General features: G+C 69.0%; 15 protein-coding genes. 8 read left to right on the top strand and 7 right to left on the bottom strand.

Features of this window, described 5'->3' with window-relative positions; genetic code table 11:
- Window positions 1–75: 75 nt before the first annotated feature.
- The 7 genes from A9977_RS26155 (at window position 76) to A9977_RS26185 (ending at window position 10,517) form a co-directional block, all read left to right on the top strand.
- Window positions 76–2,772 carry a circularly permuted type 2 ATP-grasp protein gene (locus A9977_RS26155; RefSeq protein WP_183027713.1) on the top strand — a complete coding sequence of 899 codons (2,697 nt, stop codon included), beginning with the start codon at window positions 76–78 and terminating at the stop codon, window positions 2,770–2,772.
- 18 nt (window positions 2,773–2,790) lie between these two features.
- On the top strand, window positions 2,791–3,768 hold the full coding sequence (locus A9977_RS26160; RefSeq protein WP_183027714.1) for a transglutaminase family protein: 978 nt from the start codon (window positions 2,791–2,793) through the stop codon (window positions 3,766–3,768).
- Window positions 3,769–3,816: 48 nt separating this feature from the next.
- A complete protein-coding gene (locus A9977_RS26165) occupies window positions 3,817–4,203 on the top strand; it encodes a hypothetical protein (protein ID WP_183027715.1) in 387 nt (128 codons plus the stop codon).
- Window positions 4,204–4,280: 77 nt separating this feature from the next.
- Window positions 4,281–5,522 carry a TolC family protein gene (locus tag A9977_RS26170; protein ID WP_183027716.1) on the top strand — a complete coding sequence of 414 codons (1,242 nt, stop codon included), beginning with the start codon at window positions 4,281–4,283 and terminating at the stop codon, window positions 5,520–5,522.
- Window positions 5,519–7,009, top strand: a complete 1,491-nt coding sequence (locus tag A9977_RS26175; protein ID WP_183027717.1) for an efflux RND transporter periplasmic adaptor subunit — start codon at window positions 5,519–5,521, stop codon at window positions 7,007–7,009. Before A9977_RS26170 ends, A9977_RS26175 begins: the two co-directional genes overlap by 4 nt.
- Window positions 7,006–10,167: an efflux RND transporter permease subunit gene (locus A9977_RS26180; protein WP_183027718.1), complete on the top strand. Its 3,162-nt coding sequence runs from the start codon at window positions 7,006–7,008 to the stop codon at window positions 10,165–10,167. The genes A9977_RS26175 and A9977_RS26180 overlap by 4 nt, the downstream gene beginning before the upstream one ends.
- A 2-nt stretch (window positions 10,168–10,169) precedes the next feature.
- Window positions 10,170–10,517, top strand: coding sequence for a copper-binding protein (locus A9977_RS26185; protein WP_183027719.1), 348 nt, complete (start codon window positions 10,170–10,172; stop codon window positions 10,515–10,517).
- Between the two features lie 15 nt (window positions 10,518–10,532).
- Here the strand turns inward: A9977_RS26185 and A9977_RS26190 are convergent, their stop codons facing one another.
- Window positions 10,533–12,473 (bottom strand): potassium transporter Kup, encoded by a 1,941-nt coding sequence (locus tag A9977_RS26190; RefSeq protein ID WP_183027720.1) that lies wholly within the window; start codon window positions 12,471–12,473, stop codon window positions 10,533–10,535.
- 210 nt (window positions 12,474–12,683) lie between these two features.
- On the opposite strand from A9977_RS26190, the gene A9977_RS26195 reads away from it, so the two are divergent.
- Window positions 12,684–13,577, top strand: coding sequence for a DMT family transporter (locus A9977_RS26195; protein ID WP_183027721.1), 894 nt, complete (start codon window positions 12,684–12,686; stop codon window positions 13,575–13,577).
- Between the two features lie 31 nt (window positions 13,578–13,608).
- On the opposite strand, the gene A9977_RS26200 is transcribed toward A9977_RS26195, so the two are convergent.
- The 6 genes from A9977_RS26200 to A9977_RS26225 form a co-directional block, all read right to left on the bottom strand.
- Window positions 13,609–14,274, bottom strand: coding sequence for a tRNA-uridine aminocarboxypropyltransferase (locus tag A9977_RS26200; protein WP_183027722.1), 666 nt, complete (start codon window positions 14,272–14,274; stop codon window positions 13,609–13,611).
- Between the two features lie 145 nt (window positions 14,275–14,419).
- The gene (locus tag A9977_RS26205; protein ID WP_183027723.1) at window positions 14,420–14,830 is read right to left on the bottom strand and encodes a hypothetical protein; all 411 of its coding nucleotides are present in this window, start codon (window positions 14,828–14,830) and stop codon (window positions 14,420–14,422) included.
- 32 nt (window positions 14,831–14,862) lie between these two features.
- On the bottom strand, window positions 14,863–15,330 hold the full coding sequence (locus A9977_RS26210; protein ID WP_183027724.1) for a hypothetical protein: 468 nt from the start codon (window positions 15,328–15,330) through the stop codon (window positions 14,863–14,865).
- A complete protein-coding gene (locus A9977_RS26215) occupies window positions 15,330–16,025 on the bottom strand; it encodes an Abi-alpha family protein (protein WP_183027725.1) in 696 nt (231 codons plus the stop codon). Before A9977_RS26215 ends, A9977_RS26210 begins: the two co-directional genes overlap by 1 nt.
- Window positions 16,026–16,209: 184 nt before the next feature.
- Complete coding sequence (locus A9977_RS26220; RefSeq protein WP_183027726.1) at window positions 16,210–16,509, bottom strand: hypothetical protein; 300 nt, start codon at window positions 16,507–16,509, stop codon at window positions 16,210–16,212.
- Between the two features lie 121 nt (window positions 16,510–16,630).
- Entirely contained in the window at window positions 16,631–17,179 is a 549-nt protein-coding gene (locus A9977_RS26225; protein WP_183027727.1) for a hypothetical protein, read from the bottom strand.
- Window positions 17,180–17,431 lie beyond the last annotated feature (252 nt).

Genomic DNA, 17,431 nt, shown 5'->3' on the forward strand with positions numbered 1-17,431 from the left:
TTCCATGCGCGTTGCGGCGATTTGTCACGTCTTCCCGGGCGCCGTCGATGACGGCGGTGTGACAATCGGCGCACCGTGGAACCCCTGAACGAATCGCTCTTCGAAGCCCAAGCGCTCGAATCCCCTGCCGCGCTGGCCTCGGCGCTGGCGCCTGCCGCCTCGGCCGGCCATTTCGACGAGTTGCGCGGCGCGGCGACGCCGGTGGTGCCGCCGCGGCCCGTTGCTCCGAGCGCCGCGCCGGTGCTGCACGACGTGGCGCAGCCGCCGGCGGTCGCGGCCGCTGCGACGGCCAAGGCCCCCGAACCCGCCGAACTCGCACCCCCCTGGCGCCGCTTCTTCGAACATCTGGGCCACGGCGGCTTCACCGACCTGCCGCGGCGCGCGACCCGCATGGCGCGGCAGATCCGCGACAACGGCGTCACCTACAACGTCTATGCCGATGCCGACGGCCCGCAGCGCCCCTGGTCGCTGGACCTGTTCCCGCTGATCATCTCGCCCGAGAGCTGGACCCAGATCGAGGCCGGCGTGCAGCAGCGCGTGCGCGTGCTCGACCGCGTGATGGCCGACGTCTACGGCCCGCAGCAGCTGCTGGCCGAAGGCCTGCTGCCCGCAGCCTTGGTGCGCGGCCATCCGGGCTACCTGCGCGCCATGCACGGCGTGAAGCCGCCCGGCGACACCTGGCTGCACATCGCGGCCTTCGACCTGGCGCGCGGCCCCGACGGCAACTGGTGGGTGGTGTCGCAGCGCACCCAGGCGCCCTCGGGCCTGGGCTACCTGCTGGAGAACCGGCTGGCCATCTCGCGCCAGTTCCCGCAGGCCTTCGAGGAACTGCAGGTCCAGCGGCTGGCCGCCACCTACAGCGCGATGATGGAAGGCCTGCAGCGCATGTGCCCAGCCGGTTCGCCGCCGCACATCGCGCTGCTCACGCCCGGCCCCTACAACGAGACCTACTTCGAGCACGCCTACCTGGCGCGCTATTTGGGCGTGACGCTGGTCGAGGGCAGCGACCTCACGGTGCGCGACCAGCGCGTGTACCTCAAGACATTGCAGGGCCTGCGCCCGGTGCACGGCCTGATCAAGCGGCTCGACGACCAGTTCCTCGACCCGCTGGAACTGCGCCCCGACTCCACGCTGGGCGTGCCCGGCCTGCTGCAGGCGATCCGCGCGGGCAACCTGCTGGTGGCCAACATGCCGGGCTCGGCCTTTCTGGAATCGCCCGCGCTGCTGGGCTTTTTGCCGGCGCTGGCGCGGCGCCTGATCGGCGAGAAGCTGCAGCTGCCGGCGCTGCCGACCTGGTGGTGCGGCGAGCGCGCCGCGCTCGAGGCCGCGCTGCCCCAACTGGGCGACTGCGCGATCAAGGCCACCTACCCGGGCGAGGATTCGCACACCAGCTTCGAAGCCGTGCTGGGCAGCCGCATGGGCCGGCGCGAGCTCGACGAATGGGCCGGCCGCATCGTGCGCCAGGGCGACGAGCACACGGTGCAGAGTTATCTGCCGCTGTCGCAGATGCCGACCTGGTCGGAACATGCCGACCGCGGCCGGATCGCACCGCGCTCGATGCTGCTGCGCGTGTTCGCGGTCAGCGACGGCGCGCAGTCCTGGCGCGTGCTGCCCGGCGGGCTGGCGCGGCTGGCCGGCGCCAACGCGCAGATCGCGTCGATGCAGCGCGGCGGCAGCAGTGCCGACGTGTGGGTGCAGACGCACGGCGAGGTCGACCGCACCACGCTGCTGCAGCCGCAGGCCACGCCGGCCTCGCTGGCGCGGCACCGTGCGCCCGTGACCAGCCGCGCGGCCGAGAACATGTTCTGGCTGGGCCGCTACACCGAGCGCGCCGAGAACGCGGTGCGCCTGGCGCGCATCACGCTCGACCTGATGGGCGGCGAAGACCCCTCCTCCCGCACGCTGCTCGAATGGCTGCACGGCCTGGCCACGCGCAACGCGCTGATCGCGCCCGGCGTGCCCATCGGCTCCAAGTCGCGCCGGGTGTTCGAGCGCGCGCTGATCGCCGAGCTGGGCAACGTCGAGACCGGCGGCAGCGTGGGCTACAACCTGCGCTGCGTGCGGCAGGCCGCGGCCGCGGTGCGCGAGCGCTTGTCGCAGGACCACTGGAACCAGATCGTGCGCGCCGAGATCGACTTCCTGCACCAGACCACCGAGGAACCCGGCGAAACGCTCGACGGCACCCTGGCCGCGGGCGCCGCGCTGCGCTCGCTCGAGGCCGCGAGCGCGGCCCTGTCGTCCATGACCGGCGCCCAGACCGACCGCATGACGCGCGACGACGCCTGGCGCCTGCTGTCCATCGGCCGCCACATCGAGCGGCTGGCCTTTCTGTCGAGCGCGATGGCCGCGGGCTTCGCCAACGGCGCGGTGCACGAGGTCAGCGGCTTCGAGGCCATGGTGGCGCTGTTCGACAGCACCATCACCTTCCATGCGCGCTACCAGCAGCGCCGCGACGTCGCGACCATGGTCGACCTGCTGGTGCTCGACGGCGACAACCCGCGTTCGCTGGCCTGGGTCACGCAGACGCTGCGCGGGCGCATCGCCAAGCTCGCGGGCAGCGCGCCCGGCACCTTGACCGCGCTGTCGTACGAGCTGCCCGACCCCGCCATGTGGACGCTCGAGCACCTGTGCGAGACCGACGCCGAAGGCCGCTACCCCGCGCTGATCCAGCTCTTCGAGTTCTGCGAGACCGCGGCCTACCATGTGTCGGATGCGATCGGCATCCGCTACTTCACGCTCACCTCCGAGTCGGTGCGCTCGGTAGGCGTATGACCTGAGCCCCTAACGACCATGCGCCTGCACGTCACCCACGAGACCCGCTACGACTACGTGCCGCCGGTCGAGACCGCGCAGCACCTGGCGCACCTCAAGCCGCGCGAGACCGCTTCGCAGAAGCTGCTGAGCCATGCGCTGTCGATCACGCCCGAGCCCGCGCAGCGCAGCGAATCGGCCGACGTCTACGGCAACACGCGCGCCTTCTTCGCGCTCGAGTCGACGCACGAGCACCTGGTGGTCAAGGCCCTGAGCGTGGTCGAGACCTCGGAGCCGGTGCTGGCCGAAAGCATCGCGCGCGAACTGCCCTGGGAGGCGGTGCGCGAGCGCTTCCGCTATGCCAAGGGCGCGCGCTTCGATGCCGCATCGGACTTCGTCTTTCCCTCGCGCTACGTGCCGCGGCACGACGACTTCGCCGCCTACGCGCGTGCCAGCTTCCTGCCCGGCCGCCCGACCTTCGAGGTGGCGAGCGACCTGATGCAGCGCATGTACCGCGACTTCGACTACGACGCCACCAGCACCGAGATCAGCACGCCCGCGGTCGAGGCGCTGGCGCAGCGCAAGGGCGTGTGCCAGGACTTCGCCCACATCCTGATCGCCTGCTTCCGCACCATGGGCCTGCCCGCGCGCTACGTCAGCGGCTACCTGCTGACGCAGCCGCCGCCGGGCCAGCCGCGGCTGGTGGGCGCCGACGCCTCGCATGCCTGGGTGTCGGTCTACCTGCCCGGCGCGGACGGCCCGGGCGACTGGGCCGACTTCGACCCGACCAACGGCCGCCAGCCCGGCGAGGACTACGTGACCCTGGCCATCGGCCGCGACTACGCCGACGTCTCGCCGATGCGCGGCGTGCTGCACGGCGGCGCGCGCCACACGCTCGACGTGGGGGTGACGGTGCAGCCGCAGGAGGAGTTGGCGGCCGCAGTCGCACCCTCGGCATCGGCATCGGCATCGCAGTCGCAGTCGCAGTCGCAATCGCAATCGCAATCCAGGACCTGAACCCCGCCGCCTGCAGGCCGCGGCCTGCCGCGCTACACTCCGCGCCTCATGGCCCGCCGCCGTTCCCTCCATCGCTGCCTGACCGCCTTCGCCGTGGTCCTGTCGCTGCTGTTCTCGCAGCTGGCGCTGGCGGCCTATGTCTGCCCCGACGTGCCGGACACACAGGCCATGGCAGAGATGGTGGCGAGCGCCGCGCCCTGCGAGGGCATGGACATGGCCCAGCCGGTGCTGTGCTTCCAGCATGCGGCCGACTTCTCGCTGTCCTTCGAGCCGGTGAAGCTCGCCACGCCCTCGCTGCCGGCCATCGTGCAGATCGTGGTGATGCCCCTGGTACTGGTGTCGGAGGGCCATGCCCTGCCCCGCCAGGCCGAACCCGAGCGGCAGCATCCGCCGCCCGAACCCGTTTTCCTCTCCACGCGCCGACTGCGCGTTTGACCTTCTCCGTCGACTGATCGGTGCCGGTGCGGCCTGTCCGCGTGCCGGCGATTGTTTCGTTCGTCTGCGGAGTTTTCATGTCCCATCCTTTCTCGCGCGCGGCCGTCTGGGCCGCCGCGCTGCTGCCGTGCCTTGCCGCGGCCGCGTCCCCGTCTGCCTTGTCCCTCGACGCCGCGCTGCAGCTCGCCGCGCAGCGCTCCCTCAGCACCCGCGCGGCCCAGGCCGGCGTCCTGAGCGCCAGCGAGGCGGCCCATGCGGCCGCCCAGCTGCCCGACCCCACGCTGCGCATCGGCGTCGACAACCTGCCCGCCACCGGGCCGGACCGCTTCCACACCGCGCGCGATTCGATGACCATGAAGCGCATCGGCATCAGCCAGGAATGGCTGTCTGCCGACAAGCGCGCGACACGGCAGGCGGCCGCCGATGCAGCGGTCGATCGGGAGGCGGTGCAGGTGCGGGCCGCCACCGCCGACACCCGCCTCCAAACCGCGCTGGCCTACGTCGACGCCTTCTACGCCGATGAGAACCTGCAGTTCGCCACCCGCATGGAACACCACGCCCATGAGGAGCTGGAAGCCTCGCGCGCCCGCCTGTCCTCGGCCGCGGGCAGCAGCCAGGAGGTGCTGGCACTGGCCGGCGCCAGAGGCCTAGCCGAAGACGAGACGGCCGACATCCGCCAGCAGCAGAGCGCGGCCGGCGTCGCCTTCCAGCGCTGGGTCGGCGTCGTGCCCGCAGACCTGCAGCCGCCGCCCGCCATCGCGCTGCCCACCGAGCAATCCTACGTGGCCGCGCACCCCACGGTCGCGGCGCTGCAGCGAGAACTCGACATGGCACGGCGCAACGCCGACGTGACCGCCGCCAACCGCAAACCCAACTGGAGCTGGGACCTCAGCTACGGCCAGCGCACCGGCTATGCCGACATGGTGTCGGTGGGCGTGAACATCCCGCTGGCCATCGCGCCCGGCGAGCGCCAGGACCGCGACACCGCGGCCCAGCGCGCCCTGGCCGACAAGGCCGAGGCCGCGCTGGCCGAAGCCACCCGGGCCGCCACCGCCGAGTACCGCTCGCTCGCCAGCGACGCACAGCGCCTGCAGCAACGCATCGACGGCTACCGCAACGCGGTGGTCGTCGCCGCGGGCCAGAGAACGGCAGCTGCGACGGCCGCGTACCAGTCCAGCCAGGGCAGCCTGCTCACGCTGTTCGAGGCCCGGCACGCCGAGGTCGAGGCGCAGCGCAAGCTGCTGGCCTTGCAGCGCGAGCTGGCCCGGACGCAGGTCCAGCTGGCCTTCAAGCCGCTCGGCGAAGAGGTGGCACGATGAAAAGAACCCACACGATCGGCGCCGCGCTGCTCGCCGCCCTGCTGCTTGCAGCCGGCGCCTTCTACCTGGGCCTCAGGACGGGCCCGTCGATGGAGGCATCGATGGCCGCGCCTGCCGCCGCCGACACCCGCCAGGTCCTCTACTGGCACGACCCCATGGTGCCGGGCCAGCGCTTCGACAAGCCCGGCAAGTCGCCCTTCATGGACATGCAGCTGGTGCCCGTCTATGCCGAAGGCGCGACGCAAGACACAGGCGTGGTGATCAGTCCGGCCGTGCAGCAGAACCTGGGCATCCGCTACGCGAAGGTGCGGCGCGCCGAGACCTCCACGTCCTTCGACGCCGTCGGCACCGTGCAGTTCGACGAGCGGCTCAACGTGGCCGTGCAGACGCGCGTGGCGGGCTATGTCGAGCAGCTGTCGGTGCGCGCGCCGATGGAGCGCGTGCGCAAGGGCCAGGCCCTGGCGACGGTCTTCGCGCCCGACTGGCTCGGGCCGCAGAACGAGCTGCTGGCGCTCCAGCGCGCCGGCGTCTCGGCCGAGATCGTTGCGGCGGCGCGCGAGCGCCTGCGCGCGCTGTCGATCCCGGCCGATCTCGTGCGGCGCAGCGAAGCGATGGGCACCGCGCAGGCCCGCTACGTGCTCACGGCGCCGAGCGCCGGCGTGGTGGCCGAGCTGGGCGTGCGCGAAGGCGTGGCGGTGTCGCCCGGCACCACGCTGTTCCGCATCGCGGGCCTCGACAAGGTCTGGGCCGTGGCCCAGATCCCCGAGGCGCAGGCGCTGCGCCTGGCACGTGGCCAGCAGGTCCGGGCCGTGCTGCAGGCCGATCCAACGCAGTCCTTCGCCGGCACGCTCGACGAGATCCTGCCCGAGATCGACGCGGCCACCCGCACCCTGAAGGCCCGCTTCGAGGTAGACAACCGCAACGGCAAGCTGGTGCCCGGCCTGCTGCTGCGGCTGCAGGTCGCGGGGCCGCGCAGCACCGGGCTGCTCGTGCCGTCGGAGGCCGTGATCCGCACGGGCCAGCGCGTGGTGGTCATCGTGCGCCAGCCCGAGGGCGGTTTCGCGCCGCGCGAGGTGTCGCTGGGGGCCGACCAGGGCGAGGACACCGAGGTCCTCTCCGGCCTGGCCGAAGGCGACCAGGTCGTGGCCAGTGGCCAATTCCTGATCGACTCCGAGGCGCGGCTGCGCTCGGTGCTGGGGAACATGGCGGCACCCGCACCGGCCTCGGCTGCTTCGGCGCCCGCCGCGGCGATCCACCAGGCCGAAGGCAAGGTCGAGCGCGTGGCGCCCGACGCCATCACCGTCTCGCACGGCCCGGTCGCCACGCTCCGGTGGCCGCCGATGACCATGGGCTTCGCCAAGGCCTCGCCCGAGGCCTTCCCGGACATCCATGCCGGCGACACCGTGCGCTTCGAATTCAAGGAGGGCGGCCCGACAGGCTACGAACTGGTCTCGGTCCAGCGCGTGGCGGCAGGCGGCAAGCCATGATCGCCGCCCTGATCCGCTGGTCGATCGGCAACCGCTTCCTGGTGCTGATCGCGACCCTGTTCCTGGTGGCCGCGGGCGTGTGGTCGGTGGCCCGCACGCCGCTCGACGCGCTGCCCGACCTGTCGGACACGCAGGTCATCATCCGCACGCCCTTCCCCGGCAAGGCGCCCCAGGTGGTGGAGGACCTGGTCACCTATCCGCTGACCACCACGATGCTCAGCGTGCCCGGCGCCAAGACCGTGCGCGGCTACTCCTTCTTCGGCGACTCCTTCGTCTACGTGCTGTTCGACGACAAGACCGATCCCTACTGGGCACGCTCGCGCGTCGTGGAGTCGCTGAACCAGGTGCAGAGCAAGCTGCCCGCGGGCGCCAACGCCGCGCTGGGCCCCGATGCCACGGGCGTGGGCTGGGTCTACGAGTACGCGCTGGTCGACCGCTCGGGCACGCACGACCTCGGGCAGCTGCGCGCGCTCAACGACTGGTTCCTCAAGTTCGAGCTCAAGACCGTGCCCGACGTGGCCGAGGTCGCGAGCATCGGCGGCATGGTGCGCCAGTACCAGGTGCTGCTCGACCCCGACCGCATGCGCGCGCTGGGCATCACGCAATCGACCGTCGTCGACGCGCTGCAGAAGGCCAACCAGGCCTCGGGCGGCTCGGTGGTCGAGTTCGCCGAGGCCGAGTACATGGTGCGCTCGCGCGGCTTCCTGCGCACGCTGGACGACTTCCGCACCATCCCGCTGGCCGCGAGCGGCGCCACGCCCGTGCTGCTGCGCGACGTGGCGACGGTGCAGATCGGCCCCGAGATGCGGCGCGGCATCGCCGAGCTCGACGGCGAGGGCGAAGTGGCCGGCGGCGTGGTCGTGATGCGTTCGGGCAAGAACGCGCGCGCCACCATCGCGGCCGTCAAGGCCAGGCTGGAGGCGCTCAAGCCCAGCCTGCCGCCGGGCGTCGAGATCGTGCCCACCTACGACCGCTCGCTGCTGATCGACCGCGCGGTCGAGAACCTGCGCACCAAGCTGATCGAGGAGTTCATCGTGGTGGCGCTGGTCTGCGCGGTCTTCCTGTTCCACCTGCGCTCGGCGCTGGTGGCGGTGGTGGCCCTGCCGGTCGGCGTGCTCGCGGCCTTCATCGTGATGCACTGGCAGGGCGTCAACGCCAACATCATGTCGCTGGGCGGCATCGCGATCGCCATCGGCGCGATGGTCGACGGCGCGATCGTGATGGTCGAGAACGTGCACAAGCACATCGAGGCCTTCGAGACCGCGCAGGGCCGGCCGCCCACGACCACGGAACGCTGGCGGCTGGTGGGCGATGCCTCGGTGGAGGTCGGCCCGGCCCTGTTCTTCTCGCTGCTGGTGATCACGCTGTCCTTCGTGCCGGTGTTCTCCCTCGAGGCGCAGGAGGGCCGGCTGTTCGCGCCGCTGGCCTTCACCAAGACCTATGCGATGGCGGCCGCGGCCGGCCTGTCGGTGACCCTGATCCCGGTGCTCATGGGCTACCTGATCCGCGGGCGCATCCCGCACGAGGCCGCCAACCCGGTGAACCGGTTCCTGATGGCCGTGTACCGGCCGGCGCTGGAATGGGTGCTGCGCTTCCCCAAGGCCACGCTGCTCGTCGCCGCGCTGCTGCTGGCGCTGACGGCCGTGCCGCTGATGCGGCTGGGCGGCGAGTTCATGCCGCCGCTGGACGAAGGCGACCTGCTCTACATGCCCTCGGCCCTGCCGGGCCTGTCGGTGTCGAAGGCGGCCGAACTGCTGCAGCAGACCGACCGCCTGATCAAGACCGTGCCCGAGGTCGCGCGCGTGTTCGGCAAGGCCGGCCGCGCCGACACCGCGACCGATCCCGCGCCGCTCGAGATGTTCGAGACCACGGTCCAGTTCAAGCCCCGGGACCAATGGCGCGCGGGCATGACGCCCGACAAGCTGATCGAGGCGCTCGACCACGCGGTGCAGGTGCCGGGCCTGAGCAACGTCTGGGTGCCACCGATCCGCAACCGCATCGACATGCTGGCCACGGGCATCAAGAGCCCCGTGGGCATCAAGGTGGCGGGCCCGGACCTGGCCACCATCGATGCGCTGAGCACGCAGATCGAGGCCGCCGTGAAACAGGTGCCCGGCGTGTCCTCGGCGCTGGCCGAGCGGCTCACGGGCGGGCGCTACATCGATGTCGACGTCGACCGGCTCGCGGCCGCGCGCTATGGCCTTTCGGTGGCCGACGTGCAGGCCGTGGTGTCCACCGCCATCGGCGGCGACAACGTGGGCGAGCTCATCTCGGGCCGCGAGCGCTACCCGATCAACCTGCGCTACCCGCGCGAGGTCCGCGACTCGCTGGAGCGCTTGCGGCAGCTGCCCTTCGTGACCGACAAGGGCGCGCAGCTGCTGCTCGGCGACGTGGCGAAGATCGGCATCGCCGACGGCCCGCCCATGCTGCGCAGCGAGAACGCGCGGCTCTCGGGCTGGGTCTACGTCGACGTGCGCGGGCGCGACCTGCGTTCCGCCGTCCACGCCATGCAGGCCGCGGTCGACCAGGCCGTGAAGCTGCCCGCGGGCTACGCGGTGTCGTGGTCGGGCCAGTTCGAGTACCTGGAACGCGCGACCGAGCGGCTGACGTTGGTGATCCCGGTCACGCTGGCCGTGATCTTCGTGCTGCTCTACCTGCTGTTCCGGTCCTTCGTCGATGCGGCGCTGGTGATGGCGGCCGTGCCCTTCTCGCTCATCGGCGGCTTCTGGCTGATCTGGGCGCTGGGCCATTCGATCTCGGTGGCCACGGCGGTCGGCTTCATCGCGCTGGCCGGCGTCGCGGCCGAGTTCGGCGTGGTGATGCTGGTCTACCTCAAGAACGCGTTGGACAGGCGCCTCGAAGCCGGTGAACCCATGAACGACGACACCCTGCGCGCCGCCATCCGCGAAGGCGCGGTGCTGCGCGTGCGCCCCAAAGCCATGACCGTGGCCGTGGTGATGGCCGGCCTGCTGCCCATCCTCTGGGGCCACGGCACCGGCTCGGAGGTGATGACGCGCATCGCCGCGCCCATGGTCGGCGGCATGGTCAGTGCGCCGCTGCTGAGCATGCTGGTCGTGCCGGCGGCCTGGTACCTGCTGCATCGGCGCACCGCCTCCTCTTCCCCTGTCTCTTCCATCCATCCAACCCCAGGCGCTTGATCATGAAAACCATCCCATCCCTCGCCTTCGCACTGCTCGCCACTTCGGCTGCCCTGGCCCATGCCCAGGCCGCGAAGGACCCCATGGCGTCCATGCAGATGCCGGCGCAGCCCCAGGCCGGGGCCGGCCAGCTGACCGACGCGGTGGTCCAGAAGGTCGACCCGGCGCGCGGCCTGATCGTGCTCAAGCACGGCGACATCCCCAACCTCGCGATGCCCGCGATGACCATGGGCTTCGACGTCGCTGATCAAAAGATGCTTGACCGGGCCAAGGCCGGCGACAAGGTGCGCTTCCACGTCGAGGTCGTGCAGGGCAAGCCGACCGTGACGCATCTCGAAGCGGCGCGCTGAGCCTGCCGGGCCGGCTCAGATCTCGATGCGCACGCCCAGCTCGATCACCCGGCTGGAAGGCAGCTTGAGGAAGTCGGCCACGCTGCCCACGTTGTGCAGCATGGTCGCGAACAAGCGCGCGCGCCACATCGCCATGCCGTGCCCCGGCCTCGGCACCAGCGACGCGCGGCTCAGGAAATAGGAGATCTTGTCCGGCCTGAACACCAGCCCGTGGCGCGCGCAGAGTTCGAGCGCCATCGGGATGTGGACCCGGTCCTTGAAGCCGTACTGCACGCTCAGGTGGAAGCAGTTGGCGCCCAGGTCGGTCAGCGTGATCCGCTCGGCCGCCGGCACGCGCGGGACCTCGTGGTTGACCACCGTGAGGAACACCATGCACTCGTGCAGCACATGGTTGTGCTCGAGGTTCTTGAGCAGCGCGTGCGGCACGCCCTTGGGGTTGATCGACATGTAGATCGCGGCGCCCTCGACCCGGTCGCTCCGGCCGCCGACCTGCGCCTGGATGAAGGGCCCGAGCGGCGTGGTGCCGGCGCGCTCCCGGGCCTCGCGCTCCATCATCTCGCGGCCCCGGTGCCAGGTGGTCAGCACGATGAACATCACCACGCCGATCGCGAGCGGGAACCATCCGCCCTGCGCGATCTTCAGCAGGTTGGCCGAGAAGAAGGCCACGTCGATGACCAGGAAGAAGCCGGTCGCCAGCACGCACAACCACCAGTTGTAGCGCCAGGCATAGCGCACCACGAAGAAGGTCAGGCAGGTGGTGATCAGCATGGTGCCGGTAACTGCGATGCCGTAGGCCGAGCCCAGCGCGGTCGAGGAGCCGAAGCCCAGCACCGCCATCACCACGGCCGCCAGCAGCAGCCAGTTGACCGCCGGCACATAGATCTGGCCGGCCTCCGATTCGGAGGTGTAGCGCACCTGCATGCGCGGCAGGAAGCCGAGCTGGATCGCCTGCTTGGTCATCGAATAGGTGCCCGAGATCACCGCCTGCGAGGCGATCACGGTGGCGGCGGAGGCCAGCAGCACCATCGGCACCAGCGCCCAGGCCGGGAACATCAGGAAGAAGGGGTTGGCCACGGCCGTGGGATCGGCGATCAGCAGCGCGCCCTGCCCCAGGTAGTTGAGCGCCAGCGCCGGGAACACCAGGCTGAACCAGGACAGCCGCACCGGCGTCGCGCCGAAGTGGCCCATGTCGGCATAGAGCGCCTCGGCGCCGGTCAGCGCCAGCACCACCGCGCCTAGCGCGACGAAGGCCAGCCAGCCGTGGTGCAGGCAGAAGGCCAGGCCCTCGAGCGGGTTCAGCGCGGCCAGGATCGCCGGCTGCGCCAGCAGATGGGCGACGCCCGCGCCCGCCAGCACCACGAACCACACGACCATGATCGGCCCGAAGATCGCGCCCATGCCCGCGGTGCCGCGCTTCTGCACCAGGAACAGCGGCACCAGCACGGCCAGCGTGATCGGCACCACGTACTGGGCCAGCCCGGGCGCGGCGAGTTCGAGCCCCTCGATCGCGCTGAGCACCGAGATCGCCGGCGTGATCACGCCGTCGCCATAGAACAGCGAGGCGCCGAACACCCCGATCAGCAGCAGCATGCGGCGCAGCCGCGGGCGGTCCGCCACCGAGGACGCGGCCAATGCCAGCAGCGCCATGATCCCGCCCTCGCCATGGTTGTGGGCCCGCATGATCAGCACCACGTACTTGAGCGAGACCACGATCATCAGCGACCAGAAGATCAGCGACACCACGCCGATCACGTTGGCCGGATTCAGCGGCATGCCGTTGGCCGGATCGAACAGCGTCTTCAAGGTGTAGAGCGGGCTGGTGCCGATGTCGCCGTAGACCACCCCGATCGCGGCCAGCACCAGGGCCGTTGTCCGCCGCTTGTGATGCAAGGGGCCGGGGGACGGTGCCGTGAGCGGTGCCGTGGCCGTTGTCGCTGCGCTGGATGTGGACGTCATTCTTGAAAGCGCATTGCGCCGGAATGCCCGAGGGGGACGACAGGCGCAGTGTGCCACCGGCGGCGCGATGGGCGCTGCTCTTTTGCGTGCGGCCTGCGGCGCGCTGATCGAGGGCAGAATCCGGCCCAGACCGAACGTTCACAACGCCGACGCCAGGCGATCCAAGACAAGCCCCATGCGTCCCGGCCACTGCCGCGGGACACCCCGACCATGCACTCGACCGGAACCCTGCGCGGTATCGCCGCGATGCTGTTGGCTTGCGCCTTCTTCGCCTGCATGGACGCGCTGCTCAAGAACCTGGCCGGGCACTACCCGCCGGTGCAGGTGATGGCCATGCGCGGTCTCACGGCCCTGCCCTTGGTGTGCCTGTACATCGCCTGGCGGCGCGAGGCGGCCGGCGTCTTCAACCGCCGGCTGCGCTGGCGCCTGCATCTGCTGCGCACCGCGCTGAACATGACGATGCTCGTGCTCTTCGTCCACGGACTGAAAACCCTCGGCCTGGCCGAGGCCTACACCCTCACCTTCATCGCGCCGCTGCTGATGGTGCTGATCGCCGTGCCGATGCTGGGCGAGTCCGTCCAGCCGCGGCACTGGATCGCGATCGGGCTGGGCTTCATCGGGGTCGTGATCGCGCTGCGACCCGAACAAGGGGCCTTCCTCTCGACGGGCGCCCTGGCGATTCTGGTGGCCGCCGTCTGCTACGCGCTGTCGAACATGCTGGGCCGGCTCATCAGCCGCACCGAATCGAGCGCCGCGCTGGTCTTCTGGACCACGGCCGGCATGGCGGTCTGCGGCAGCCTCCTGGCGGCGCCGCAATGGGTACCGATCCAGGCCGAGCACACCTGGCTGCTGGCAGGCCTGGCCATCAGCGGCTTCCTGGGCCAGCTGGCCATCGCCGAAGCCTTCCGCCACGGCCAGGCCGCCGCCATCGCGCCCTTCGAATACAGCGCCCTCGCCTGGGGCCTCCTGCTGGACTGGGTGTTCTGGCAGGCCGCGCCCGATGCCTGGACGCTGGGCGGCGGGGCGTTGATCGTGGCGAGCGGGCTGTGGCTGGCGCGAAGCGAGGCGCCGAGGGCTGCAGGGGAAAAGCGGCAGGTCGGCTGAGCCGGAGGGGATTCGTGCTGCTGCAACGGGATCAAACGAACCCCGCAACCCTTGGTCGAGCGCAGGACTTGTCCGTTTGCGCGTTTCGCTGCCCGCCAGCCTGCTCCACGTACTCTACAAACCCGTCGAAGGCATCCAGCAAGGGCTGGAACCGCGCCGCATCGCCTTCCAGTTGGCCCAATGCGTAGCAGGTCGCTTCCAGCGTGGACAGTTGGTCGGGCCCATGGGCTTTGCGGATACGGTAATGCGAAGGCGGCAGGTTGCGCAGGGCCAAGCGGGGCAACTGTTGCAGTGGCGGGCTTTGGTGGAGCATCTTCCGGCTTTTGCGCCAGGTGCCGTCCAGCACGACCAGGCGCAGGCGCGACGACTTCGCTTGCAGCCACTCGGGCGGTAGCGGGAGTGGGGCTCGCAGGTCCGGAGCGCTGTCTTGCGGACTGTCCGGGTACAGCAGCAGCGTGTGCTTGCCATCCACCGGCCAGACCGGCGCGGCAAATGCCTCACCCACCACCAAGCGGCAGTGCGCCAAGCTGAGGTGCAGCAGCCGGGCACTGCCTTTGGCCTGGTGGACCTCCAGCGGGTGCTGCAGCACCAGTACCTCCACCGCGTGGTCGGTGGGCGCGACCCAGCGGCAAATGCAGGCGCTGAGCGGGCGCAGGCATGCGGTGCACTGGAGGCGGGGGACTGAAGCGGCGCACATGGCGGAATTTTATTCAGCGTGCCTGGCTAGACCCTGCGCGGGAGTGGATGACGCTTGGCTTTGGCGCGATGACCGGCAGCTTTGGACAAAGTCGGGGGACCGCTTCGGGCCCGAAGCAGTCAGTGGCCTGGCTCTAACGCAGACTTTAGGCGACGGTTCGAATCAATGTCTTCCTCAGAAGCGCGCAGCCGTACACCAGCATCTTGGGGAGCGTCTCGTCCGGGCTGCCTACGGGCCCAAGCGGCGTATCACCAATCCAGACTTCGCCGGCCACGATTCGCTTCGACGTGCGTTCGTCCTCCAGCGTTGTCGGCGTGGAAGCGAGCAAAGTCCATCCCATCGAGGGTGCGCAGTCCTGACCGGTGAAGATTTGCAAGATCGGCACGCCTGCGCATTGCTCCAGCGGCGACTTATCCGGGACAGCTTTCCCAAACACGCTTAGCTGGACCAAGTCTTTGAAGTAGGTCGAGCAAAACGGGACCCTACAAACGGCCGCAAGCCCGTCGCCGAGAGGAACTGAGTAGATGTCGCCCTCAGCAATTCTGCGTTTTTTCAAAGGTGCTCCCGAATGTCTGCTCCTGGCCGAAGTCAGTCGTTGGCCGATTCAACGAAGTACCGGCAATAGAACGTACGGGCGTCCTCCCAATCATCCTCGAAGGCGTCAAGGTACTTGCCGTAGTCTGCGATGGCAGACCAGTCATTCTGAGCGATTGCCAAGCGGGACTGTTGCTCGAAGAACGACTGCAACGCCGGCCATCGGAGCGCGTGCATGCAGACCTGTACGAACTCTTTCGGGGCGTATGCCCGCATCATTCTGAACTCGCGCTCGAAGTCTTCGCGCATGGCTGGAAAACTCTCAACCAGTTCAATCGCTTTCGATGCGAAAGGAAGGACTTCGGGCGCGTCGAAGGTCTCGTTGAGCCTGTGCTCGGCTCGCCTGGCAAGGTCAACGAGTTGGTCAGATGGTCTCAAAAAAGCCTCTTCTTGGTGTGACGCGGGAATGTCCGGTCCTGGCCGAAACGTGCCGTGGGCGCCCTCGGCTGCCGCCAGCGGCATCACTTGGTTGAGGTTGCGGACACGAGTCGATTGCCGAGGTGCGAGAGGCGGAAGTTCGAACCCGGATTGTTGACCCGAAAGCCCGCGTATCCAGTATCAAGCCCTTGCATGGTGTTCTGCCAAGAATCGAGCACACAGCCGTATCGAGCAAGAGTCTGCAGGGAAATTTGAGTGTCTTCGACGTCGGCTTCGACAATGGCCGCAAGTGCCTCCGCATTCAGCGTGGCGCCGTTGTGAATCCCATAATCTGCATCCAAGTCGGGCCGTGACAGTGCTTGCAGCAATCGGACGTCCAGCGGTTGCAGGCCGCGCAGGATTTCAACGTAGACCTTCTTCAACCCGATAGGTCGCGCCGGGTCGGAGGCGTTCGCGAGCAGCCCAGCCCAGAGTTCCTGCACGTCATCTTCGCTTTCGAGAGAAGCTCCTTCGAGCAGTGGAAGGGCAAACTGAGGCGGCAGCGGGGTGGCCTTTCCCGCTGTCCGTCGTTCTGCGGCAATGCGACTGAACTTGTCCATTACCTCGAGAAGATTCTTGTAGCGGTAGTAGCGAGCCCAGTCGGAAACGATACCGCCAAGCTGCTCCAAGGAATCGCCAAGAAGGTTCCTGAGCGCGCCACCCGCGGAGGCAACCATGTCGATGCCCTTGCCGGTAGCCTTCGCAACCTCCTGGACCGCCTTTGCCTCTTCATCCAGCATCGAAATCTCCTCAAGGCGTCCTGATTGATGGTCGCAGTGCACAAGTCTAGCGCTCGTCAACAGGAAGGTATCCACCCGGAAGCCTCCGCGACTTGGAACTGGAGGTGAGGCCTGTACTTCCGCTTCTGGCCGAAGCCCATCATCCTATCGTTCGCCGCAAGGCTCCCATCCTTTCAGCCACCACCTACCGCCCCTCGACCATCTGCATATATCGCCAGACGCCCCAAACCACGCCCACACCGACACCCACCCCGACGCTCCAGCCCATGGAAACACCGACAACGAAGCTCAGGAAAATCATCAACGCCACCGATGCGAGACCGATGGACGTCAACGTGACGATGTCGAAGCGTGCGATCTCGCCCGCGTCCTCGGAGAATGCGCGCTCGCTGTGGCCGCGCTTGCAGCGCTGCCTTCTGAAGAGCACGACGTCGACGATGAACTCGAAGAGTCCGACGACGACGTCCGTCAGTGCGTTGAACATCAAGCCTCCTTTGAATGTCCGCCATTGCCAAAGCAGCCCAGCCGTGCGCTTGCATGCCGCGAAGTGACTTGCATGGCAGTCGCCTCAGGCATGAACGGCAAGGCACCACCGCCCTCTTCCGCTACCGCTGCGCCACATCCTTGACGATCTCGTCGCAGATGCCCCGGATCTGGCTCTCGGTCATTGGTGCGAAGACACCCTGGATGGCGGAAGACGTCGTCGCGTACTTGCGCGTGCCGGCGAGCGCCGTCCCCGGCAACTCGGTGAAGAACACGTCGGCATCGATGTACGCATTGCCGGTCATGATGCCCACGGCGACGCGGGCGCCGCGCGTGATGTAGCGGTAGTCGTTGATGCGGACGGTGACGCGGGTCGAGGGCTGCGTGGCCGATGCGGCCCCCACTGCGGCGGACGCGTCCAGGGGCGCGAGCGTCATGCCCACGGCCTTGGTCGCCTCTTCCATGCCGATGCGCCACTCGTTGCGAAACTGCTCCCAGTCCTTCGATGCGGCCAACGCCTTGCTGCCCTGGACCTCCAGCGTGATGCGCTTGGCCGCGACCGGCGAGATCGCGAGTTGCTTGTCGACGCTGCCTTGGCGCTGCACGTTGGCGGCACAGCCGGTGAGCACCAGAACGGCGGACAGGAACAGCAGTTTGAGCGCAGAGAACATGGAATCGAGGCTTTTATCGAGAGAACAGGGGGAAAGACACCGCAGTGCCTGCGGACCGACCCCGGCCCTGAGAGCGCCACGGCGTCGATCCTTACAATTTGACACCAGGTCTCGCCGCATTCGGCGCCCCGAGGCGCAAAAAATTGCACGAGCGCGCCGCGCCGCTGCATCCCGAAGGTGACGCATCGACGACCGGATTTCTTGCGGATACGCAAAAAGTCAGGGCAACCGCGTTAACCTCCAAGGCTTTTC

The organism is Variovorax sp. UMC13 (assembly GCF_014170375.1).
Lineage (GTDB): Bacteria > Pseudomonadota > Gammaproteobacteria > Burkholderiales > Burkholderiaceae_C > Variovorax.

What these genes read in the sequence shown, in the direction of transcription:
- A9977_RS26160 (WP_183027714.1), top strand. Translation starts at nt 2,791, where the DNA reads ATGCGCCTGCACGTCACCCACGAGACCCGCTACGACTACGTGCCGCCG.
- A9977_RS26165 (WP_183027715.1), top strand. Translation starts at nt 3,817, where the DNA reads ATGGCCCGCCGCCGTTCCCTCCATCGCTGCCTGACCGCCTTCGCCGTG.
- A9977_RS26170 (WP_183027716.1), top strand. Translation starts at nt 4,281, where the DNA reads ATGTCCCATCCTTTCTCGCGCGCGGCCGTCTGGGCCGCCGCGCTGCTG.
- A9977_RS26175 (WP_183027717.1), top strand. Translation starts at nt 5,519, where the DNA reads ATGAAAAGAACCCACACGATCGGCGCCGCGCTGCTCGCCGCCCTGCTG.
- A9977_RS26180 (WP_183027718.1), top strand. Translation starts at nt 7,006, where the DNA reads ATGATCGCCGCCCTGATCCGCTGGTCGATCGGCAACCGCTTCCTGGTG.
- A9977_RS26185 (WP_183027719.1), top strand. Translation starts at nt 10,170, where the DNA reads ATGAAAACCATCCCATCCCTCGCCTTCGCACTGCTCGCCACTTCGGCT.
- A9977_RS26190 (WP_183027720.1), bottom strand. Translation starts at nt 12,473, where the DNA reads ATGACGTCCACATCCAGCGCAGCGACAACGGCCACGGCACCGCTCACG.
- A9977_RS26195 (WP_183027721.1), top strand. Translation starts at nt 12,684, where the DNA reads ATGCACTCGACCGGAACCCTGCGCGGTATCGCCGCGATGCTGTTGGCT.
- A9977_RS26200 (WP_183027722.1), bottom strand. Translation starts at nt 14,274, where the DNA reads ATGTGCGCCGCTTCAGTCCCCCGCCTCCAGTGCACCGCATGCCTGCGC.
- A9977_RS26210 (WP_183027724.1), bottom strand. Translation starts at nt 15,330, where the DNA reads ATGCCGCTGGCGGCAGCCGAGGGCGCCCACGGCACGTTTCGGCCAGGA.
- A9977_RS26215 (WP_183027725.1), bottom strand. Translation starts at nt 16,025, where the DNA reads ATGCTGGATGAAGAGGCAAAGGCGGTCCAGGAGGTTGCGAAGGCTACC.
- A9977_RS26220 (WP_183027726.1), bottom strand. Translation starts at nt 16,509, where the DNA reads ATGTTCAACGCACTGACGGACGTCGTCGTCGGACTCTTCGAGTTCATC.
- A9977_RS26225 (WP_183027727.1), bottom strand. Translation starts at nt 17,179, where the DNA reads ATGTTCTCTGCGCTCAAACTGCTGTTCCTGTCCGCCGTTCTGGTGCTC.